This window comes from Acinetobacter sp. 1294243, assembly GCF_000588015.1.
GTDB lineage: Bacteria > Pseudomonadota > Gammaproteobacteria > Pseudomonadales > Moraxellaceae > Acinetobacter > Acinetobacter pittii.
Window position 1 is genome coordinate 98,976 of sequence record NZ_JFXG01000008.1, and the last position, 22,660, is coordinate 121,635.

Annotated in this window: 22 protein-coding genes; 8 read left to right on the forward strand and 14 right to left on the reverse strand. The window is 39.3% G+C overall.

The window, feature by feature from the left end; all coding sequences use genetic code 11:
- Positions 1-93: 93 nt before the first annotated feature.
- Complete coding sequence (gene yccS, locus J655_RS15535; protein ID WP_032052639.1) at positions 94-2,244, forward strand: YccS family putative transporter; 2,151 nt, start codon at positions 94-96, stop codon at positions 2,242-2,244.
- A gap of 40 nt (positions 2,245-2,284) precedes the next feature.
- Here the strand turns inward: yccS and J655_RS15540 are convergent, their stop codons facing one another.
- Together J655_RS15540 and J655_RS15545 are read right to left on the reverse strand one after the other, a co-directional pair.
- Entirely contained in the window at positions 2,285-3,514 is a 1,230-nt protein-coding gene (locus tag J655_RS15540; RefSeq protein ID WP_032006337.1) for an MFS transporter, read from the reverse strand.
- Positions 3,515-3,883: 369 nt separating this feature from the next.
- On the reverse strand, positions 3,884-4,252 hold the full coding sequence (locus J655_RS15545; RefSeq protein WP_081310898.1) for a hypothetical protein: 369 nt from the start codon (positions 4,250-4,252) through the stop codon (positions 3,884-3,886).
- A gap of 237 nt (positions 4,253-4,489) precedes the next feature.
- On the opposite strand from J655_RS15545, the gene J655_RS15550 reads away from it, so the two are divergent.
- Both J655_RS15550 and J655_RS15555 read left to right on the forward strand, forming a co-directional pair.
- Positions 4,490-5,077, forward strand: a complete 588-nt coding sequence (locus tag J655_RS15550; protein ID WP_032052642.1) for an NAD(P)H-dependent oxidoreductase — start codon at positions 4,490-4,492, stop codon at positions 5,075-5,077.
- A gap of 13 nt (positions 5,078-5,090) precedes the next feature.
- A complete protein-coding gene (locus J655_RS15555) occupies positions 5,091-5,405 on the forward strand; it encodes a putative quinol monooxygenase (protein WP_032006339.1) in 315 nt (104 codons plus the stop codon).
- Positions 5,406-5,450: 45 nt separating this feature from the next.
- On the opposite strand, the gene J655_RS15560 is transcribed toward J655_RS15555, so the two are convergent.
- Entirely contained in the window at positions 5,451-5,819 is a 369-nt protein-coding gene (locus tag J655_RS15560) for a hypothetical protein (RefSeq protein ID WP_032006341.1), read from the reverse strand.
- A gap of 94 nt (positions 5,820-5,913) precedes the next feature.
- Entirely contained in the window at positions 5,914-7,323 is a 1,410-nt protein-coding gene (locus J655_RS15565; protein ID WP_017403264.1) for an FAD-binding oxidoreductase, read from the reverse strand.
- A gap of 378 nt (positions 7,324-7,701) precedes the next feature.
- On the opposite strand from J655_RS15565, the gene serA reads away from it, so the two are divergent.
- The 3 genes from serA to J655_RS15580 all read left to right on the forward strand — a co-directional run bounded on the left by serA (position 7,702) and on the right by J655_RS15580 (position 10,871).
- Positions 7,702-8,934: a phosphoglycerate dehydrogenase gene (gene serA, locus J655_RS15570; protein WP_002116919.1), complete on the forward strand. Its 1,233-nt coding sequence runs from the start codon at positions 7,702-7,704 to the stop codon at positions 8,932-8,934.
- A gap of 98 nt (positions 8,935-9,032) precedes the next feature.
- Positions 9,033-9,917, forward strand: coding sequence for an EamA family transporter (locus J655_RS15575; RefSeq protein ID WP_017481710.1), 885 nt, complete (start codon positions 9,033-9,035; stop codon positions 9,915-9,917).
- A gap of 90 nt (positions 9,918-10,007) precedes the next feature.
- Entirely contained in the window at positions 10,008-10,871 is an 864-nt protein-coding gene (locus J655_RS15580; protein WP_017481711.1) for an EamA family transporter, read from the forward strand.
- A 7-nt stretch (positions 10,872-10,878) separates the two neighbouring features.
- Here J655_RS15580 and J655_RS15585 read toward each other — a convergent pair whose 3' ends face one another.
- From J655_RS15585 to truB, 3 genes are all read right to left on the reverse strand, one after another.
- Positions 10,879-11,322, reverse strand: a complete 444-nt coding sequence (locus J655_RS15585; protein WP_032052643.1) for a hemerythrin domain-containing protein — start codon at positions 11,320-11,322, stop codon at positions 10,879-10,881.
- 211 nt (positions 11,323-11,533) lie between these two features.
- The gene (locus J655_RS15590; protein WP_000525218.1) at positions 11,534-12,310 is read right to left on the reverse strand and encodes a sulfite exporter TauE/SafE family protein; all 777 of its coding nucleotides are present in this window, start codon (positions 12,308-12,310) and stop codon (positions 11,534-11,536) included.
- Positions 12,311-12,329: 19 nt separating this feature from the next.
- Positions 12,330-13,235 (reverse strand): tRNA pseudouridine(55) synthase TruB, encoded by a 906-nt coding sequence (truB, locus tag J655_RS15595; protein WP_017481712.1) that lies wholly within the window; start codon positions 13,233-13,235, stop codon positions 12,330-12,332.
- A gap of 153 nt (positions 13,236-13,388) precedes the next feature.
- Here truB and J655_RS15600 point away from each other — a divergent pair, with 153 nt between their 5' ends.
- Together J655_RS15600 and J655_RS15605 are read left to right on the forward strand one after the other, a co-directional pair.
- Positions 13,389-14,420 (forward strand): lipase secretion chaperone, encoded by a 1,032-nt coding sequence (locus J655_RS15600; RefSeq protein WP_017481713.1) that lies wholly within the window; start codon positions 13,389-13,391, stop codon positions 14,418-14,420.
- 115 nt (positions 14,421-14,535) lie between these two features.
- On the forward strand, positions 14,536-15,477 hold the full coding sequence (locus J655_RS15605; RefSeq protein ID WP_080612940.1) for a lipase family alpha/beta hydrolase: 942 nt from the start codon (positions 14,536-14,538) through the stop codon (positions 15,475-15,477).
- 52 nt (positions 15,478-15,529) lie between these two features.
- On the opposite strand, the gene rplS is transcribed toward J655_RS15605, so the two are convergent.
- The 7 genes from rplS to J655_RS15640 all read right to left on the reverse strand — a co-directional run bounded on the left by rplS (position 15,530) and on the right by J655_RS15640 (position 22,652).
- Complete coding sequence (rplS, locus tag J655_RS15610; protein ID WP_002116654.1) at positions 15,530-15,898, reverse strand: 50S ribosomal protein L19; 369 nt, start codon at positions 15,896-15,898, stop codon at positions 15,530-15,532.
- Positions 15,899-16,117: 219 nt separating this feature from the next.
- The gene (trmD, locus tag J655_RS15615; RefSeq protein WP_005067137.1) at positions 16,118-16,873 is read right to left on the reverse strand and encodes a tRNA (guanosine(37)-N1)-methyltransferase TrmD; all 756 of its coding nucleotides are present in this window, start codon (positions 16,871-16,873) and stop codon (positions 16,118-16,120) included.
- 42 nt (positions 16,874-16,915) lie between these two features.
- Positions 16,916-17,464 carry a ribosome maturation factor RimM gene (gene rimM, locus J655_RS15620; protein WP_002116736.1) on the reverse strand — a complete coding sequence of 183 codons (549 nt, stop codon included), beginning with the start codon at positions 17,462-17,464 and terminating at the stop codon, positions 16,916-16,918.
- A gap of 19 nt (positions 17,465-17,483) precedes the next feature.
- Entirely contained in the window at positions 17,484-17,735 is a 252-nt protein-coding gene (gene rpsP, locus J655_RS15625) for a 30S ribosomal protein S16 (RefSeq protein ID WP_000260334.1), read from the reverse strand.
- A 147-nt stretch (positions 17,736-17,882) separates the two neighbouring features.
- On the reverse strand, positions 17,883-18,308 hold the full coding sequence (locus tag J655_RS15630) for a type IV pilin protein (protein ID WP_014207809.1): 426 nt from the start codon (positions 18,306-18,308) through the stop codon (positions 17,883-17,885).
- The gene (locus J655_RS15635; RefSeq protein ID WP_002116770.1) at positions 18,305-18,787 is read right to left on the reverse strand and encodes a type IV pilin protein; all 483 of its coding nucleotides are present in this window, start codon (positions 18,785-18,787) and stop codon (positions 18,305-18,307) included. Before J655_RS15635 ends, J655_RS15630 begins: the two co-directional genes overlap by 4 nt.
- Positions 18,788-18,797: 10 nt before the next feature.
- Complete coding sequence (locus J655_RS15640) at positions 18,798-22,652, reverse strand: PilC/PilY family type IV pilus protein (RefSeq protein WP_032052644.1); 3,855 nt, start codon at positions 22,650-22,652, stop codon at positions 18,798-18,800.
- Between the last annotated feature and the right edge of the window lie 8 nt (positions 22,653-22,660).

The window sequence follows — 22,660 nt, forward strand, 5'->3', positions numbered from 1 at the left end:
TTTTGTAGATAAAAAGAATAATATTTTTGAAGTAATAAAAATTTAAAGTTACATACTGCTTTCTCACGTATTCTCTAATTTAGAACAAAAGCCGTGAATTATCTGACCCAAATATTTAATAGCTTTAAGACAAACTCTATTTTAATTTATTGCCTGCAAATTCTGATTGTACTGACTGGCACAACTTTAGGTTTGCTGTGGCTGGGCTATAATCAACTTATTGTTCCCGTAACCTTAGGCGCAATTGCAGCAGCATTAACAGACTTTGATGATCGCTTAAGTATTCGATTACGCAATTTGGTCTATGTCTGCCTGCTCTTTTTTACAGTCAGTAGTATTCTTGGCTTTTTAGCTCCTTACAAAATTTTCTTTATTTTATATCTCTCTATCTCAAGCGCTTTTTTCATATTACTAGGCGCCTTAGGGCAACGTTATGCCACGATTTCTTTTGGTACTATTTTGCTCTCTATTTATAGTATGTTCGGTTTAGGCGAATATGCACATTGGTATCAACAACCTACTTATTTTGTTTATGGCGCTCTCTGGTACGGTTTAACTTCTATTTTATTTTTTATTATTAAACCGACACTTCCCTTACAAGATAAGCTCTCGCAAATTTTTAAAGAAATTTCTGTTCTACTACAAGCAAAAGCTCGTTTGTTTGATCCGGACAATAAAGAGAATGTTGAGCAGCTTTTATATGAATTATCTCTACAAAATACGCAAGTTGCTCAAAGCCTCAATCAAATACGCAGTTCTCTACTTACTCGGCTCAAAGCTTCCAGAGTCAGTAATAAAAGTATCTATTGGTTAAATCTATACTTTTTCGCACGGGACATTCATGAGCAAGCAACTTCAAATTACTTACATTACGAACATATTCAACAGAATTTTAGCCGTAGTGATCTTATTTTCCGTTTCCAAAAAAACCTGCGTCTACAAGCACAAGCATGCCAAGATTTAGCTCAATGTATTTTATATACCCAGCCATATCAGCCTTCGCAAGAAAGTCAGAAAGTATTAGGACATTTGGAAAGTTCTTTAAAAGATTGGATACAACAACATCCACAAAATTTTGAAGTTAAAAATTTAAAACTTATTTTTGATAATTTAAAAGGAATGCATGAACAGTTTGAACAACTGCAATATGCCCAACCTGTTCCTGAAAATAACACTCAAACAAGACAAGAACACTTAAATTTACTTGATGATGATATTCAAGGATTTTCAGATCTTATCTTAAAACTTCGGCAACAACTTACGCCACAGTCAGCGCTGTTTAGGCATGCCATACGAATTGCTGTGGTTTTCGCCGCAGGTTATGCCATTTCATTATTACCGTTTGCACAGCATGGCTACTGGATTTTACTGACCAGTTTGTTTGTCTGTCAGATTACTTATTTTGCGACTAAAAGCCGTCTTAAATTAAGAACGATTGGTACCCTACTCGGTGTTTTATTAGGAATACCAATTTTATATTTTGTACCGAGTATTGAAGGCCAGCTCATCATTACAATTATTTGTGGAGTTTGCTTTTTTTACTTACGTCAAAAGAAATATGCTTTGGCTACGCTCATGGCTACCCTTATGGTGCTATTAATTTTCAACTTAAAAGGCGCTGGCTACAGTATTATTTTGCCTCGACTGATAGATACCTTATTAGGCTGCTTTATTGCATGGCTTGCCGTAAACTTTATTTGGCCCGACTGGAACTTTCGAAACATCCCCAATAATATTAATAAAAGCAGCAAAGCGACCTTAGATTATTTCAATGTGATTGTTGAGCAATATCAATATGGCAAAAATCAGGATATAGAGTACCGTCGAATTCGTCGTGCTGCGCATAACGCTCAGATTGAGCTATCCAACATGATTTCAAGCCTAAGTGCTGAACCCAACCCGAACCCTCAACTCATCCATTATGCTTTTCGTTATTTGGTTTATAGCCACAGCCAACTGAGTTACGTAGCAGCGTTAGGAAGCCAACGACAAAAAATTGATGATCAACAGGTATTACAACTCTTACTGGATTGTCAGCAAATTCTTAAACAGAGCTTATTTGATCCGGCTTATATTGATTTCAATTTCCTTGAGCAGACTTTAGCGCAAATTCAAAGCCTAACTACTTATGAGCACTTTTCAGAAAATTACACACTCGTGTTAAAACAAATCAGTTTATTGCTAGAAACTTTGCCAGAACTATTAACACTTAAAGACAAACTTTTAGAACAAGAGATTAAGTAGAATAAAAAAATACCGGAATATCAATTCCGGTATTTTTTATTTAATTGTTGCCTTGTTGCAGTCTTTCTTGCATTTCCTGCTTCAAAGCACTTCGCGGTTGGCTAAACCAAAGAGCAATAAAGGTAAAGGCAGACAATGCAAAAGCCCATAAATGAAATTGTGTATAGAGATAACGTACAAGCTCAATCATTGCAAAGAAGCTCATCATCAGTAACATTGAAACTGCTGCTGCAACTGTTCCTTTTGATACCTCAGATGACATGAGTGCAAAGCGATATAAGACTGAAAAGCTAATTCCCTCACCAAAACAGATGAGCGTCATGCCTGTAAGCAAACATGGTATGAGATAGGTTTGCCACACTACACCTAATATTAAAATGAGTGTACCAGTGAGCATAATCGGCAAACCCATCATGACGGTTTTACCCAAAGGCAAACGGTCAATAATTTTGATTAAGACAATGTTGCCTACAATCAAACCCAAAAATACGGGAAATTGAGCTAAGCCATATTGCACACTAGTGAGCTTTAACTCATCTACTAAAATGATTGGAGACAAAGCAATCCATAGCATTAAAGGCATACCCACTAAAGGTAACGCAAGGCTTAAACCTAAAAACCGGCGGTTGGTAAACACCTTTTTAAAATCATCAAAAAGATAACTAAAAGGTTGCTTGGTTACACTGACTTGCTGGCTCGGCATCTGTTTTTTCAACCCGATCCAACTGAGTAATGCCAATACAGCGATGGCGACAAAGCCCCAGTGCCAAGACACATAATCAATTAAGAAAGCGCCAAGTACAGGTCCTAGCAAGGGTGCAAGTAATGAGATATTTGCCATGAGTGCCATGACTTTAATCGCATCACGTTCAGCAAAACTTTCTTGAATAGCCGCATATCCAACTGCTGAAATTACGGTTAAGCCAATTCCCTGCAAAAATCTTAAAGCTAGAAATTGCTCGATTTGCGTCGTCAGTAAAATTAAAAAACAGCATAGAGCAAAGAATAAAACTCCTGCTAATAGTACTTTTTTACGTCCGAGACGGTCCGACAAAGGACCAAGTAACCATGCAACAGATGCGCCACCTAATAAATAAAATGACATCGAAGATGGTGCCCAAGTTGCACTTACACCAAAATCTTCAGTAATTGCCAACATGGCTGGCTGAATCAGGTCATTACCAATATAAACCGCAAATTCAAATAGCACTAAGGCCAAAGGAAACATCAACGTTGTACGGTTCAACGTTGTCGTTTGAATATTTTTCATGAGTTGTACACTTCAAAATAGCGGCCATATGTCTGTAGGACTACCTATAAAAATAAGATGTAGTCATGACGATGACATGTATGGTCAATCAATCTTTAGTTAAGTTGTTATATGCCGTGAGAGTGCATGTTTAGAGTGTGAAACACCGTATTCACAAGGTGTCTAAAACGAGAAAAAATATATGACGTGAGATTCGGTAATTTTTACCAATTGGCACAATTGCCGAGCGCAACAATAGCACTTTTTAAATTGATCAGCAATCATGCAATTTCAAGAAGCTTAAATTTCAGATTTTTACACAAAAAGGCATGCAAATTATGGTTGTGTACAAACTCAAAGTTATCCACATATTCAATAAAAAATTAAGCATCATGGGCAAGGATTAACTTGAAAATCTGTAGTTTCCTCTCCTTTTGTAGATTGATAGCTTTGCTTTTTATTCACAATTTTCCAGATTTGCTGATCCCGTTTTAATAAATATTCAGTACGTGTTTTCGATACCGCATCTGGACTAGGTTCTGTTTGCAAAATAGTAACTTGAGCATTGGAAGGATCATCCGAAGCATTCATTTGCTGTGAAATATCTAAGTTACTTGCATCATTTAAAAGATCTGGTTGATCGAGTAATACAGCCTGTATAGGACTATCGGCGAGTTGAACAGAAGAATTTTGAGGTGGAGCACAAGCAGTTAATATACTTAGGCTGAAAATAATCAACAAACCATTCTTTTTCATCACTCTTCCCCTCTATTTACTCAAAATTAATGCTAAAGATAATAGGCCACTTTTTCCTTTTGAGCTTTGTAAAGAGCTATAAATTTATTGATATTAATGAGATAGATTAATTTTAAATAGAAATCCAATAATAATTATTGATTTTTTATCAACAATATTTTTCCTATTCATGCATTTTTCTACAACAGTAAATCTCATAGAGTATGCGTCAAATACAGGAATTTAATGAGAGCAACCTCCATGAGTAAGATTTTAGTGATTAATGGTGCTAAACAATTTGCCCACTCAAACGGTGAATTAAATGACACATTAACCACCCTAGCAACCACACACCTCACGGAACTCGGCCATGAAGTCCAAGTCACCCGTGCAGACAGCAATTATGACGCTGAAAGTGAAGTTGAAAAATACTTATGGGCAGATGTTGTTATTTATCAAATGCCAGGCTGGTGGATGGGCGCACCTTGGACAGTCAAAAAGTATATTGATGATGTCTTTAACACTGGTCATGGTTCACTTTATGCAAGTGATGGGCGTAGCCGTTCTGATGCCTCAAAAAAATATGGTTCAGGTGGTCTAATTCATGACAAAAAATATATGCTGTCATTGACTTGGAATGCTCCAATGGAAGCATTTGAAGATGCAGATCAATTCTTCCACGGTGTAGGTGTAGATGGTGTTTATTTACCATTTCATAAAGCCAATCAGTTCTTAGGCATGAGCACCCTTCCGACATTTATCGTAAATGACGTAATTAAAATGCCTAACGTTGATAGTTATGTTGAAGAATATAAAGCACACTTAAATACTGTATTTGCAGCAGCCTAATAAGGAGAAATCCATGCTAACCATTATTGCGGAAATTCGTACTAAATCGGGTGGACAGCATCGCCAGAACGTATTGGATGCCTTTCAAAAAATCATTCCAACTGTTTTAGCAGAAGATGGTTGTCATGGTTATGAACCTTTAGTTGATCATAAATCAAATGCTAACTTCCAAACCCAAGAGCCTGACATGATTGTCATGCTAGAAAAATGGGAAAGTGTTGCTCATCTTGAAGCGCATTTAGCGACGCCTCATATGCAAGCGCATCATACAGCCGTTAAAGATGATGTAGTTGACGTCAAAATTAAAATTTTAGAAAGCGGCGTATAATTTAGGTCATTAAAAAAGACGATATATTTATCGTCTTTTTTGTTTTTAAGAGCAAAGCTGGGTTTGGAAACCTTTGGAACCCTTTCCTCGCGCACATTGGTAGCTCTTTTGCTTATTTTGCAATTGCCACTTTTCATCAACCAATTTGAATGAATATTCTGTTCGGATTGCGGAAACAGAATCATCCATTAAACCAGTTTGAATCACGGTAATACGGGAAACTGTTGGAGATTCTACTCGGTTAAATACTTGCTGAACTGAGGTATTATTGTGCTCTTTTACGATCTCAGGTTGAGCTTTAAGTACTTGTTGCATCGGGGTTTCAGAACCCACTAAAGGGATTAATTTACTGGTCGTCGCACACCCAGTGAAAAGCCCAGCACAGAGCGCTGAAATTAAAAATAAACGTTGCATTTTTATCACCAAAAACAAAAACCATAGCTTTATGATGCTATGGCTTTGTCGGTTACTCTGTAGAAACTATGTAGTCCTACAAAATAGATCTAAATTAAAGATCGAATAATTTACCTGGGTTCATCAAACCATTCGGGTCAAATACTTTTTTCAAAGCTTTCATATATTCAATTTCTTCAGGCGAACGTGAATATTCCAAATATGGCTTTTTCGTCATACCGACACCATGCTCAGCAGAGATTGAACCGTCGTATTTTTTAACGGTATCAAACACATATTTATTTACCACCTGACACTTCGCAAAGAACTCATCTTTGGTTAAGTTTTCAGGTTTCAAAATATTTAAGTGTAAGTTACCGTCACCGATATGTCCGAACCAGCAAATTTCAAAGTCTGGGTAGTTTTCTTGAACAATTGCATCAATTTCACGAATAAATGCAGGTACGTGAGTAATTAATACTGAAATATCGTTTTTGTATGGAATAAATGGCGCGATTGATTCAGAGATATCTTCGCGTAAGCGCCATAAGCTTTCTACTTGGTCAAGGCTCTGGCTCATTACGCCATCAAGTACCCAACCCTGCTCCATACAATGCTCGAAAATTTCCATTGCTTTATCGAGAATCGGCTCATATGGAGCTTCAAACTCAAGTAATACATAGAACGGGCATTCAGTTTCGAATGGGCGTTGTACATGGCCATGATCTAAAACTTTTTGCATTGCAAGTTCACCAAAGAACTCAAATGCAGTTAAGTCGATGTCTTTTTGGAACGCATGTAATACAGGCATCACTGCATCAAAATCAGGGACACCTAAAACTAAAACTTGTAAGTTTTGTGGTTGACGCTCAAGTTTAATTTCTGCTTCAGTCACTAAACCTAATGTGCCTTCACCGCCAATAAACAAATGCTGTAATGCATAACCAGTTGCATTTTTAACCATGCCTTTGTTTAAACGTAGAATATCGCCTTTACCAGTCACTACGGTTAAGCCAAGCACCCAGTTACGTGTCATGCCATATTTAATAACTTTAATACCACCAGCATTGGTACCGATATTACCGCCAATCTGGCTAGAACCCGCTGAAGCAAAGTCCACTGGGTAATACATGCCTTGTTCTTCTGCATAATTCTGCAATTGCTCAGTCACAACACCAGCTTGAACACGCACCATACGGTCTGCCGGGAAGAACTCAAGAATTTGGTTCATTTTGTCCATGCTAATGACAATTTCACCATTGGTTGCTACTGCACCGGCAGAGAGACCAGTACGACCACCTGACGGTGTAATCGCAACATTAAACTGGTTCGCAAGCTTTACAACTGCCTGAACTTGTTCAGTCGTTGACGGAAAAACGATGACCGATGGGTTCGGATTAAAATGCTTGGTATGATCTTTACCCCAGTTTTCGAGACTATCAGCATCAGTTTTAATACGGTTTTCACCGACGATTGCTGTTAATTGGGTGAGTAACTCAGGTGTTAAAGCGACTGGAGCATTCATCGTTTGCAGACCTAGCAAGAAGTAAACTGTGGTGGGACTATGACCTCATAATTCTCAAGGTTCTCACCTGAGCAAAGCCATAATGTTCAAGGAACTCCTATATTCTACATGTATCCGCGCAAGCGATAAAGTTCAGAATAGAGATACTGTCACTACAAAACATGTTTAACGTAAATAAATGCTTTCTATGGGGCTTTCAGAGAAAAATCACATTTACCCCCCTACCAAGCATATTTAAAAATGCTCGAAAAGCCATAAACAGAAGTGATTAGACATAGATAAAATTGCCATAAGGCGATGGTATAAACGAAATATCTATAGCACCGCCCAGTATGTTATTATACCGCCACCAAATTTGGCCTTTGTAGCGGAGCCGTAATGAGCCAACATCTTTCACTACCTAAAGATAAAATCCGTTTCCTTTTGTTAGAAGGCGTTCACCAAAACGCAGTCGATACTTTAAACGCTGCGGGTTACACCAATATTGACTATCGTAAAACTGCTCTTGAAGGCGAAGCGCTTAAAGAAGCAATTAAAGATGCTCACTTTATTGGTATTCGTTCGCGTACCCAATTGACTGAAGAAGTTTTCGAAGCTGCAAATAAATTGATCGCAGTAGGTTGTTTCTGTATCGGAACAAACCAAGTTGATCTTAAAGCAGCAATGGCACGTGGTATTCCTGTATTCAACGCACCGTATTCAAATACGCGTTCGGTTGCAGAGCTTGTACTTGCTGAAACGATTCTTCTTCTTCGCCGTGTTCCTGAAAAATCGGCGGCTTGTCATCGTGGTGGTTGGGACAAGTCTGCTGTCGGTTCTTTTGAAACTCGTGGCAAAACTTTAGGTATTGTGGGTTACGGTTCCATCGGTTCTCAACTTTCAGTTCTTGCTGAAAGCATGGGTATGCATGTTATTTATTATGATGCAGTAACCAAATTACCAATGGGTAATGCTCGCCAAGTTGGTTCTTTAGATGAACTTTTAGCAACTGCAGATGTTGTAACGTTACATGTGCCAGATGTTCCGTCTACACGTAACTTCTTCACTAAAGAACAATTTGCGAAAATGAAAGAAGGCGCGATCTTCTTAAATGCTGCACGTGGTACATGTGTAGTGATTGAAGATTTAGCTGATGCAATCAAGTCTGGTCATATTGCTGGTGCAGCGGTTGACGTGTTCCCGAAAGAACCTAAAGCAAATGGTGAAGAATTCCAATCTCCACTTCGCGGCCTAGACAACGTGATTTTAACTCCTCACGTTGGTGGTTCAACCATGGAAGCGCAAGCAAACATCGGTTTAGAAGTTGCAGAGAAATTTGTTGCTTACTCTGACAAAGGTATGACACTTTCTGCGGTGAACTTCCCGGAAATCGCGTTACCATTGACAGCTGGCCAACACCGTTTATTGCACATCCACAAAAACGTGCCAGGTGTATTGTCTAAAATCAACAACTTGTTTGCTGAACAAGGCATCAACATTTCTGGTCAGTCACTTATGACTAAAGGTGACATCGGTTACCTCGTAATGGATGTTGACGCTTCTGCTTCTCAAGAAGCTTTAGATATGTTACATGAAGTTGAAGGTACAATTCGCGTGCGCGTATTGTTCTAATACGGACTGTAAATTCAAAAGCCACAGCATTGTCTGTGGCTTTTTTATGGGTATTTACATTATCATGTGAAAAGTATACCAATTGATCAAATAATAAAATGTCCACTTTAAACCAGAAATCTCAGCTACATGCTTTGGGTTTTCTTATTCTTGCCATGTTAAGCGTTCAAAGTAGCGCATCTTTAGCTAAAATTTTGTTTCAGAACTTCCCTGTACTGACTGTTTCTGCAATGCGCCTATGTTTAGGTGCAATTATTCTTGCGATTATTTTTCAAATTTGGCGAATTAATTTTAATCAGGTCCGCTGGAAAGCAATCTTAGCTTATGGATTTGCGCTTGCAGGCATGAACGCCTTATTTTATCTGTCGATCGAACGCTTACCCATTGGAATTGCGGTTGCTTTTGAATTTATTGGCCCTTTAAGTGTGGCGTTATATCACGCACGGCAAAAATATGATTTTGTTTGGGTCAGCTTTGCAATTATTGGGCTGATTTTACTTTTCCCTTTCAATCAGGCTCATAGCTTAGATTGGATCGGCGTTTTATTTGCAATTAGTGCAGGGTCTTGTTGGGCGCTTTATATTATTGCCGGCCAGAAACCTTCTGGTATTTCAGGTAATCATACGGTGTGTTTAGGAATGAGTGTAGGTGCATGCATCTTATTACCCATTACCTTTTTTTCAGGCTCAATTGCACAAGTTATAGAACTTCCCTATCTTTTTTATTTTATTGGTTTGGCTATTTTAGCCAGTGCTCTCCCATTCTCTTTAGAAATGTTAGCACTGCGCAATTTGACACCTTTAAGCTTTGGAACATTGATGAGCCTAGAGCCCGCAGTTGCAGCACTTTCCGGATTTATCTTCTTGGGTGAATATCTTTTATGGAATCAATGGCTAGCACTTGCAACTATTATCACTGCTTCCGTTGGTTGTACCGTAACCACCCAAAAAGCTCGTCAAGAACGTGAAAAAGCAGCAAGTTAATTTAATGAAATCTGCCAGCTAAAACATAGTATTCGTTATAATTGTCCACCATTATTTTTAGACATCAGATGAAGCGCTAGAGTATTTTCCATGCAAAATCTTCCAATTATTGCTGTGCTGTATATGATTTTGTCGATGGTTTCGTATCAAATCAGCGCTTCATTTGCCAAACAGCTCATTGCAACATTAGACCCTCTCACCGTTACAATTTTAAGGCTGAGCTTTGCAACGGTTATTGTCGCAATTATGTTCCGATCTTGGAAAATCTGGTCACGCTTACCCTATTTAAAATGGCGTGATTTATTGATGTACTGCGCATCTTTAGGCTTAATGAATATCCTATTTTATACCTCACTTGGAAAATTACCCCAAGGTATTGCTGTTGGATTAGAGTTTATTGGTCCATTAGGCCTTGCGCTTCTTTCTATTAAACAAAAGAGTGACTACATTTGGGTAGCACTAGCCATGTTAGGCATTGCACTCATGGTACCTTGGCAAAACCCTATTCAACACCATTTCTCGTATGTAGGTGCAGCATGTGCGCTAGGTGCCGGTCTTTGCTGGGCCTTCTATATCTATTTCGGTCATAAAGTTGTGACCCAAAATATCGGGATGCACGCCTTAACGATTGGGATCGGTGTATCTGCACTTGCCTTATTGCCAATTGGAGTCTGGCACAATGCTCCTGCATTACTTGAAACACAGTACTGGGGTAAAGCCTTACTTATTGCGGTGTTAGCGACTGCAATTCCATATGCACTCGATTTAATGGCTCTCAAACAACTCAATAAATTAACTTACGGGACTCTAACGAGTTTAGCACCAGCATTGGCAGCATTAACGGGTTTCTTATTGCTTCACGAAGAAATCAGCATGCTGCAATGGGTGGCTTTGGCTTGCGTAATGCTGGCCTCTATTGGTGTTACTTTAAGAAGTACTAAAAAAGCTGTATAGGTTTACTCTACTGCTGCTTTTTATACTTTTTATATTCCTTTAAATATTTATTGCCGAGTGTCTCTTTTTCGCTGTCTTTAAGAATTTTTCCAGCTTGCTGAAAAAACTTATGCTCTTCTTCATTTAAATGATGATGGACTTTTTCACTCAACTGTTTGGCGGTTGCTAACCAGCTTGGGCTACTCATATCGGTTTTTTCGAGCTGCTCAACCAACTCATCCATTTCGTGATGCTCAGATAAAGCATGTCTCGTAATATCTAAACCGACATCGTCAAACATTAAAGGAATATAGAGGTAACGGTCTTCGGCAACTGAATGGGCATAAAGTTCATTTTTTAATGCATCAAATAATTCTTTTCTTTCTTCAGTTAAACCATGTGTCTGAATAAGTTGTTCAGAAAGGTTACGTTGATTTTCATGGCTTTCTCTTAATGCTTCGAAAATATTCATTCTCTTCCTCATTTTTTAGCTAAAAAATCTTTTTTATTTCAAGGTTTATCATACGTTGAAATTTATAATGTTTAAGTAGCTTAAAATGAGACTATTTTTTACACAGTTTTCTTTCTAGTAAACTTCTGTAATGATTTTTATATTTCTAATTTCAAATGATACAAAAAAGTATGAACTGCATTTTAGGGACAGCTCATACTTGCAATCTTATTTAACCCGTAACAAACATTTGATAGCCCAAACGGCAAATCAGAATACTCACCAAGATTAAAAAGATAATTCGTACAAAACCACTACCGTATTTAAGTGCAGTACGTACCCCAACAATAGAACCTAGCACGTTAGCCGCTGCCATCATTAAACCAATATGTAAAATAGCGTGACCAGTCGGGATGAGAAAACTCAGCGCAGCTAAGTTAGTCATAAAATTACCAATTTTTGACAAAGCTGAAGCATGCAAGAAATCAACTTGTAAAAAACGGATAAAGAAGAAAATAAAGAAACTACCAGTACCCGGCCCAAAAATACCGTCGTAGAAACCAATGGCCAAACTACCAATACCAGCTAAAATTAACATTTTCGTGGTAATTTTTTGCTCGGTATGAACTTGACCGAAGTTCTTTTTAACTAGGGTATAAATCGCAATCACAATCAACATCACGAAAACGAAAGGACGCAATACCGATTGAGGAATAAGTGACAAACATGCCGCGCCGGCAAAAGAACTAATCAAGGCACAAATGGCAATAACGGCTAAAAGCTTCCATTGCAATTTTACTTTTTTAGCAAATGTATAAGCCGCCGATGCCGTACCAAAAATGGATGAGACTTTATTGGTACCAATCACCGTAGCAGTCGACATGTTAGGAAAAGTACTCATGATCCCCGGAATCTGGATAAGTCCACCGCCGCCTACAGCAGCATCAATTGCTCCTGCAGTAAACGCAAAAAAGATCAAACTAAGGATAACGTCCCATTCCATGCCCATGCTCTATACTCTACATCTACTACAAATTTAAGATACGCTTAGGTACCAACCGTTTTTTATCGGTAATCTCGGCTAAGCCTAAACAGCGCTCACCCGAAAACACCAAAACTTCTGCTTCTGCAGAATGTTCAATATTGCTTTCTAAACCGTTGCAAAAATATTTTTCACGCCCTTCTGGAACCTGAATTTTTAAGAAATGGTCAACTGGTGCATAAACTGGAAGTAGCAAAGCTTCTCTTTGCTCTTCTGTTAAACTTTCCAGATATTCAATGGTATAGCTCGGTATAAGCTCAAAATGTCCTGTTTGAGTCCGGTTCAGCATCGTTAAATGCCCACCACAACCGAGTGCTTCACCAATATCTTCACCTAATACACGGATGTATGTACCTTTAGAACAGGTTACATCCAGAGTGATACTATTTTCGGTAAATTCAATAAGCTCTAAAGCATAAATCGTGACTGGACGCGCTTCTCGCTCAATCTCAATACCTTTTCGGGCAAGCTCATATAAGGGTCTGCCTTCTTTTTTTAATGCCGAGTACATGGGTGGAACTTGTTGAATATCGCCCCTAAACTTTTCTAAAGTTTGCTCAATAAGCTCTTCGCTAAGAACCGGGATAGGACGTTCTTGTAAAATATCGCCTTCAACATCACCTGTTGTTGTAGTTTGACCTAATCGAACAGTAGTTTGATAACGCTTTGTTGAGTCCAGCAAGTAATGTGAGAATTTAGTGGCCTCTCCCAAACAAATCGGGAGCAAACCTGTCGCCAAGGGGTCTAACGCTCCAGTATGGCCTGCTTTTTGAGCGCGATATAACCAACGCACTTTTTGCAAAGCCGCATTTGAACTTAAGCCTAATGGTTTATTTAATAGAAATACACCACTGATATGGCGACGAGAAATTTTTTGATTTTTTGTCGTCATTTTTACTGGAACACAAAGCTAGAAAAAAGTGCCGACATGTTAGCAAATTCGGCAAGATATTTTCACAATATTTAGGTGCCTTTTCACTTATTTTATGGCACATTAATGATCGAGTAAAAAAACAACAAATTAAAACTTAAGGAAGATATCTTTATGCAAGGGATGCAGAAGAAGGTATTGTGGTGCGTGCTCGGATTTTTTATTTTGAGCCTCATTGCATGTGTATATTGGTTAAGTCCTGATTCAAAAAACACATCACCCCAAGTCAGTGAAAAGACAGCTCAAAATTTAGCATCAGCTCCACCCACAAATAACTCAAAGCTAAATGCAGATGCTTACCATAGTAAAAGTCAGCAAGATACTGAAGTTAACTGTCAGTTAAAAATTGATAGTTCTCAACATTTGGTCATTAACAGTCAAACACGTGACTGCTTTGAATATTTTATTACCCAATATGGAGAAAATGATTTAGAGCAAATTAAAAATCACTTTGGACAATTTATTCAGGGAAAATATTTAGAGCCAGCTCGCTCACAGATTCTGGATTTATGGGGTCGCTACTTAAAATATCGTGAACAGCTTGCTCAAATCCAAACGCCCTCGTCAAAACAACAAGATAAAAATTACTTTCAAAAAATCTTTAATTCAATTCAAGATCTAAGAAAACGTTTCTTTTCGGCCGCTGAAATTGATGGGCTCTTCTCAACTGAAGATATCTATCAGAACTACACGCTAGATCGCATGCAAATACTTGAGGACTCATCTTTAAGCGAAATTGAAAAAGCACAAAAACTTAAAGAACGCTTTGAACAACTACCAGAAGACTGGCAACAAAACCTACAAGAGCTCTCTAAACTTGATGATTTACATACGCTGACTAAACAAATTAAAGCTCGTCATGGTTCTGCAGAAGAACTTAGACAAATGCGTACAGCACTTGTTGGAGCCGAGGCGACTCAACGATTAGAAACTTTAGATACACAGCGTAGTGCTTGGCAGCAAAGGGTCACAAGTTACTTGAGTGGACGAGATGAAATTATTAAAAGCAATATGAGCGATAGTGCTAAAAACCAAGCCATACAACAATTACGCCAACAACAATTTAACTCATCACAAGAACAATTAAGACTTCGAACTTTTGAAACGGTCCATGATCAGGGAGGTGAACTGCCATTTAATTATTAAGCCTTTTCTTTTAGGAACTGGCTAAACAAGCAATAGCAGTAAGAAGCTGCTTTTCATACAAAATAAAAATAGTGAGTAAAAAATGAAAAGGAAGTTAACGTTTTTTTGCGCTGCAATGCTCTCAGGACTGAGTATTTCGGCGGCCCATGCCACAAATGCTGAACAAGTTAAAAGCTCGTTCGTCTATTCATCTTATGCACAAACCAAATATCCACTGGTTTTTAACCACGGTATGGCGGGTTTTAACCGAGTTGGGACAGATACACTTGGTCTCGATTACTGGTACCAAATCCTTCCGGATCTTGCTCGTAATGGAGGAAATGTCTGGGCAACCAGAGTGTCACCTTTTAACTCAACAGAAGTGCGTGGTGAACAACTTGCCCAGCAAGTAGAAGAGATTATTGCCATTACTGGTAAGCCTAAAGTCAACTTGATCGGTCATAGCCATGGGGGCCCAACAATTCGCTATGTGGCCGGTATCATGCCAGAGAAAGTTGCCTCACTCACCACGATAGGTGCACCTCATAAAGGATCACCAATGGCAGATCTGATCCTGAACGTTGAGGGTACTCCTCTGTCTGGACTGGCAACGTTAGTAAACTGGTTTTCAGCAGCCATTACTTGGGCAGGAGGCCTAGACCCAACAAGCTATCCGCACGACTCTTTAGCAGGTGCTCATAGCTTATCAACTCAAGGTTCAGCTCAATTTAATGCTCAATTCCCTATGGGTGTACCAACTACTTCTTGTGGTGAAGGGACATACCAAGAGAAAGGTATTTATATGTATTCTTTCTCGGGGAATAAAGCGCTGACCAACCCATTAGATCCATTTGATATTGCGCTTACAGGCAGTAGTTTAGTAGTCGATCCATTTGGTGATAATGATGGACTTGTTTCCCGATGCAGTGCCAAATTTGGTAAAACAATTCGTGATGATTACAACTGGAATCATTTAGATGAAGTGAACCAAGTGCTTGGTATACGTTCTATTTTTGCTTCCGATCCTGTATCAGTTTATCGTCAACACGCAAACCGTTTGAAGCTTCAAGGACTATAGTTTTTAAACAAAAAAATGCGCCAAAAGGCGCATTTTTTTACTCGCTATAAGCTTACGCTTTACGAGCTGGTAATTTTTCACGAATACGTGCAGCTTTACCAGACAAGTCACGAAGGTAGTAAAGTTTAGCACGACGAACGTCACCACGACGTTTCACTTCGATTTTAGCAACAACTGGTGAGTGAGTTTGGAATACACGCTCAACACCAACACCGCTAGAAATTTTACGTACTGTGAACGCAGAGTTCAAACCACGGTTTTTCTTAGCAATTACAACACCTTCAAATGCTTGAAGACGTTCACGATCACCCTCTTTTACTTTTACTTGAACGATGACAGTGTCACCAGGAGCAAAAGCAGGGATATCAGATTTTAACTGTGCATTTTCAACAGCTTGAACTAAAGGATGTTTACCACTCATTGTGGGAATCTCCAATATGTGCGGAGTCAGAAGAGGTCTGAATTTCCGCTGGGGATAGAGGCTAAAGCGCATATCAACCCGTTTATCTTTCCCTTTACGACAATATGTCTATAAAGAGCCTTTAAATTTACATAAAACTATTCATTAAATAGAATTATGCTTTAACTCGAAGCATTGCTTCTCGTCTTGTTGCAGAACTTTCGTTCTTGAGAATAACGATTAAGAATTACCACCATTCTCTTGCGTATCTTTTAGCCATTTTTTTTGCTGCTTAGTCAACTCTACGTTTTCGACCAATTCTGGTCGGCGCTCTAGAGTTCTTTGATATCGCTGCAAAAAACGCCATTTTTCAATATTGCCATGATGTCCAGATTTTAATACCTCTGGCACATCCAGCCCTTCAAAATGGTCAGGCTTTGTATATTGTGGACAATCTAAAAGACCGTCAACAAAAGAATCTTGTACTGCTGATTGTTCATCTGACATTACATTCGGCAAACGGCGAATAATACTGTCAAGTAACACCATAGCGGGCAGTTCACCACCAGATAGAACATAATCACCAATTGACCATTCTTGATCAACATAATGCTGGATCAAACGTTCATCGACTCCTTCATAACGTCCACACAGTACAATTAAGCCGTCATAATCAACAAACTGCTGTACTGCCTGTTCATTTAAGGTTTTGCCTTGTGGGGACATATACACCACAGGAACATGAACATGTCCTGCTTGTGAGGCAAGCTGTTTGGCATGTGCAATTGCTTTCGCCAAAGGCTCAGCCATCATCACCATACCTGGGCCGCCACCAAATGGACGTTCATCCACTCTTCTGTAGTTTCCCTCAGCAAAATCACGAGGATTAATACAAGTGACTTGTACAATATCTCGCTTTGCCGCACGTCCGCTGATGCCGTAGGCTGTAATCGCTTCAAACATTTCAGGAAAAAGCGTAATGACTGCAAAAAACATCACAGACTCCTCTATTTTCCTGCTGTATTAATCCTAAAAGGATTAATAATCTACGCCCCAATTGACGTAAATACGACCAGCTTCAAGATCAACACGTTGTACTACATCTTTATGCCAAGGAATCATGCGCTCTTCTGAATCAATGCTGTCTGGGGTAGCATGCACCACCATCACATCATTAGCTCCAGTTTCAAACAACTCATGAATTTTCCCTAAGTTTACTTCCTGTTCTTCTTCATCAAGACCTAACACAGTTAAGCCCTTTAAATCTGACCAGTAGTATTCATCTACATCTGCTTTTGGCAGTTGAGACTTAGCAATCCAGATATTAGCGCCAACCAAGCTTTCCGCCCCAGTGCGATCACTCACACCTTTCAACGCAACAACTAGGCCTTTGCCATGTGGTTTCCAACGTTTTACATCTATTGTTTGCCAACCGGCCTTGGTCTCAATGTACCAAGGCAGGTAGTCAAACATGTTGCTCATAGGTTCTGTATTTGAATACACCCAGAGCCACCCATTCAATCCATAAGCTGAACGTAACTGTCCAATCTGAATACGATCTTCGGGAACATTCTGTGTTGATGTCATGGGCTACCTACTACAAAAATTATGCAGTAGCTTTTTTAGCTTGAGCAGCTAAAGAAGCAACACGTTCAGAAGGTTGAGCACCTTGAGAAACCCAGTGAGCAAAACGGTCTGCATCTAAACGAAGTTTTTCTGCTTGACCTTGTGCAGTCGGGTTAAAGAAACCGATACGCTCGATGAAACGACCATCACGTGCATTGCGGCTGTCAGTCACAACGATTTGATAGAATGGACGTTTTTTTGCGCCGCCACGTGCTAAACGAATAACAACCATGATAAAAGCCTTATAATTCTTACGGATTATCCCTGCGCCGACCATCGGCAACACTTCAAACCCCTTTCATAGAGGGCGACATTCTACGTGATTTTCGCCCTGAAAGAAAGATTATTTTTTGAGTTATCCGCAGTTTTGAATTTAAAATTACTGTAGCCAATTTGATGTGGCAGATAACGCACAATCAGTTGCACCTTTTGCCCAAAATTTTTGCCCTTGATCATTAAGACAAATGATCCCATCACCAGCTTGAGAACTAGTAGCAATAGGTGTAGCAGTTAACACCCAGCTTGAATCAGTTATGCTAGAAAAAGCTAAGTTATATAAGGCTTGGCCTTGTTGAGGACTGACACTAGAACCATAAATCGAAGTAATCGTCGCATTCGACGGATAACGATTGTGAACTACTTTTTCTGATTCTAATGTTTGGGCAATATTCATCATTTCAGATTGAACAGCTGTACGATGCCCTTTGCGTAAATACTGCAAATATGAAGGTGTCGCTATAGCTGCTAAAATTGCAATTATTGCTACTACAATCATGAGTTCTATTAAGGTAAAACCATTCTTCATTGCCAATTCTCACTATTTGTTTCACATACATTGCAAGTGACCGCTCCACCACAGTCATTATCAACAGCCGTAGCTGTTAAACTTTGGCAGCGCAAACCTGAATTCTTAGCAATAAAATTAAAGTTTCTTGAATCTGTAGTTGTCGCTTTAATGACCCATGTTTGCCCATTTGCAGCAGCATTCGTCAATAAATTTCCTGTCGTCGTATCATCACTAATTTCAATCGTATAACCACCCCGTGGCAAAGTTACAGATGTGGTGGTAAATCCTCTATAGGTAAAGTTCTTGGATTTATGCCGTTCCAACTGTTCTGCCAATTTTAGAATTTCACCTTTAGCAGCAGAAGCCGTCGCTCTACGGCTATAACTTTGATATGAAGGGATAGCAATCGAAGCAAAAATAGCGACAATCACGATGACAACCATGAGCTCAATCAAGGTAACACCCTGATTAAACCGTTGGATATAGTATTTATTCATAAGTCATCCTTTAGCGATAACGCTCATACCAGCGCGCAGGAACTAAGTGACTTGTACATTGCCACTCGCCCGTTCCACTCTCGTTTCCAGACAGCTTTAATTTCCCACAACTATTAGTCGCAGGTGGGTTATCCTCCGTTGGTACAAATGTTACGCCACGAATACCGGAGCCAATAACGTTTTTATTACATTCGGAAGCTCCTACTGGGCAATTAGTACCAGTTTGTGTTTTGAATCCACTTCCATTCTCTTTATTTTGATCAATTGACCCATCAGAATTAAGACAGGCACCAAATGGTAAACAGTAAGTCTGTTGATCCGTTTCACCTACTACACGGGGTAAACATGGGTCTGCCGCTACAATACCTGTTCCCTGCGGGTCATAAACAGGCACAATTAAAGTCCCTGTAATTGCCATAGGCTCTTCAAAAGCTTTTAGCCCACCTTTAATACGGAAATTATTATTAGCTTTCTCGGTACCATCGCTCATACTAGAAAGCGAGCGATACCAACCACTTTGCCCGACCCCAGTGTTTGGAAAGAAAATCTGTGCTACTCGTGTTTCCCCAGACCGTAAAATTTGTGGATTTTTTCGAAGCGTCGATCGAGTAATATCTTTTGTTTCAAGCTGGCTATCTGTTAAAGACATTAAATTCTTTTTAATAAAGTCTTTATCGATAATTCCATAAACGTTGTTTACAGGTCTTCCACTTAATGCTGTACTTGGTGACATCCCCTCACGGCCTGTAAGCGGATAAACATCTAAAGGTGTACTACGGTCACCTGAAGCAATACCGACAGTAATAAAAGTGCGGATTCCATAATCGTGAATTGTCACTGTGGGCGGTTCATAAAAACGCGGCGCATTCCCAGCGGTATAGTCGTTCGAGCTATCATAAGTAGCATCATTCGTTGCCAAATTGGCTAATCGAACAACTCGAACCCCGAAACTGCTATAAGTTGAATTTGTTTTTGTCTGGTTATTATTAAGATCGATACGGAAAATTTGCCCGCCTAAATCGCCAAAATATAAATGGTCGACTAAACCATCAGCATCTCGATCTAAGGTACTAATGCGACTAACAATACTGTGCTTCATATTAGAGTTATCTATATTAGAGCCTGTATCACTAGTCCACCATAAGCGCTCCCCAGTTTTAGCATCAATAATATAAACAGCATTCCCTTTTGCTTTTCCATTCGTAAAGCAAGAATTGCTCAAGGTAATATTCGGGTTTTCATAACATTGGTCGTAGCCACCACCAACAATCATAACGCGTTTAATAACTCCGTTATAACGTATATTTGCAAGTACAGGTTTAGACCAACTCTGCCCCATACGACTATAATCAGTTTGGTCTGCTCCTACTCTAAAGAGGAGCTTAGGTGAAGCAGGATTTAAGACATTTAAGCCATAATAACTGCTGCCCCCCATTCGCATGCCACCATAAATATTCATTTGCTTTGCAGTTACTTTTGATACTGCTGAACTACCGCTTCCTGTTGTAGTAATACTATATGCAGGATCAGATACCCAAGCCCCATCCATACCGTGAGCCGGAGCTGTAGTGTCACTTTGGCCAACCACTAAAGCTTTTGATGCAACTGGATCATTTAATATATCAGCGGGAACGAAAGCCATTTGTTCTACACCAGTTGAAGCATCCACAATATGCAGACCACCTTCCATCGTTCCATAGAGAATAGATTGTGCACGAGCAGATGTTAAATTCCCATTTTCATCTAATGTTCCATTATAGGTAAGCTGTACTGGTAAAGAGTGAATACTACCGCCCATCGATAAATAGGGTTCATTCAATGTAACTAATGACGAAGGTAAAGTCGTAGCGCTAATATCAGTTGAGTAACCTAGATAATTTAATATTTTTAATTTCAAGCCAATCGGGAAAGCTTTTAAAATATCTTGTCCAGTTGATGCATTAAATTTTCCTAAAACATAACTTGCTGTATTAGCCACACTATCAAAAGGATTAGTTCCTTCGGGGGGAGCAGCTGGGATTTTTAGCAAATTAGTTCCAGAAGTCGATATTTTCGTTAAGCTACCATCTGCCGCAACAGCGGAAACATCAGTAAATAAGTTGCGGATTTTAGTTTGTACTGCGTAATAATATTTTATGATATTTCCATCTTCATCACGTGTTTCATTTTGTCCAGCAATTGGTAAAGGAACTTTTGCATATGAACCACCTAAAAAGACGTTACCTCCATCATTATAATTAGAGCTATTCCAATAATCTTTCGTACCCGTTCTAAAAGCCCCACTTGCATTGTAAACCAACCCACCAGTGTTAGCTTCAAAAGCACCTGCATTGCCCCCTGATAAAACAACATGATATTTCTTTAAATTTCCACGCCATGTTAAGTAGGTGTTAGCTGGGTTTGGCTCTAAAGCCCGTAAGTAACCATATTCCTGTAAATTTTTAGGGTTTAGTGCATCATAAGGAACTGAGATAGCGCCAGTGGTTAAGGGTTGTAACGGAACTTTTTCTAAGTTATTAATAAATGCGATAACACTGTCTGTTACACCTTGCGCACTTTGGGTAGGGAAAAAACCTCCATTCCCATAACCAGGTGCAGCGACCGCATTTGTGGTCTGATTCGGTGAACACGCATCATCTCCTTTTCGGTCAGATTGGGTTCTCGAACTTAAACGACAGGCATTTTTTACATCAGAAGAACTTAAACTAGAAAAGTCACTACCAAAACCGACAAATGCTGTTTGAATAGAAACCCCAGCTGGGTTTTTTGTTTTATCAAATAATCTTTTTGCAAATTCCCCCATACAGGCCCAACCAGAGTCTGCTGTAGTGTTAGACAAACCTCCAGAACAAGTAAAATTTGCTCCCAAAGTGCTGCCTAGGGCTGTCGACATGACAGTTGCAGAACGCGTATTTGTTGTATTGTTCGGCTCCCCATCTGATAAAAAGTAGATTCCTTGCCCATCACAACTCTGGCGATTGGTCACCGCAGGTAAAGGAGATTGGTAAATAGCATTTAAATTAGAGGCATTTCTATCTACAACAATATTGGGATTGCTGGCTGTATCGTTTGATTTTGATTTTGGGATACCACTATCTGCATTTGCTACAGCATAATTAAAGGTGGTGTAGTAATAAGTATAAGAATAGGTCCAATCCGACGAAGTATCATAAGCAGTTGCCGTATCCACACCCGGATTAGAAGTTGACCAGTTACTCCAATAGCTATTAGAGCGACAAGGTTGCCATAGATTTGTGGTATCGATTTGTGAATCGCGATAATTCGTACAATATGAGTATTCCGTTCTATTATCAGATTTTCGCACACGCTTTATATAGCTATCTTTTCGGATAGCATAATTCGCCTCTGAATAGGTCGTTGTACCCATCAAATAAGCAGCAGCTTCCGCATAAGCATGTGCTGAAGGCGTTGACCCGCCAGCAGTTAAATTTGCAACAGCCTGTTTTAATTTATAACGTTGAGAACCCACTGTATTTAACGTACTCGCATCTCCTAAAGGAGCAGCAGCCACTAAAACCTGCCCACTTCGGCTATCACCATTTGCAGAGAAATTTCCCAACCCCACACGAGTGTCATTTAAAACAGGATTATTACTTGCTAAAAAAGCATTCATACCATTTTTAAGCATGGCCAGACGGTTTTCGCCATAACTATTGTTGGTCATACTTCCTGATGTATCCAACATCATCACAATAGTTTTTTTACCAGCTGTAGGTGAAGCATAAATTTGTAAATCACTCGCCTGCACAACGGAGCTTGTCATTAGCCATGTAAAAGCAACTGAACTCGAACAGATGGCATACCATAAATTATTTGGCTTAAAATTCTTCAATTTTAGTTTCACGATATTCC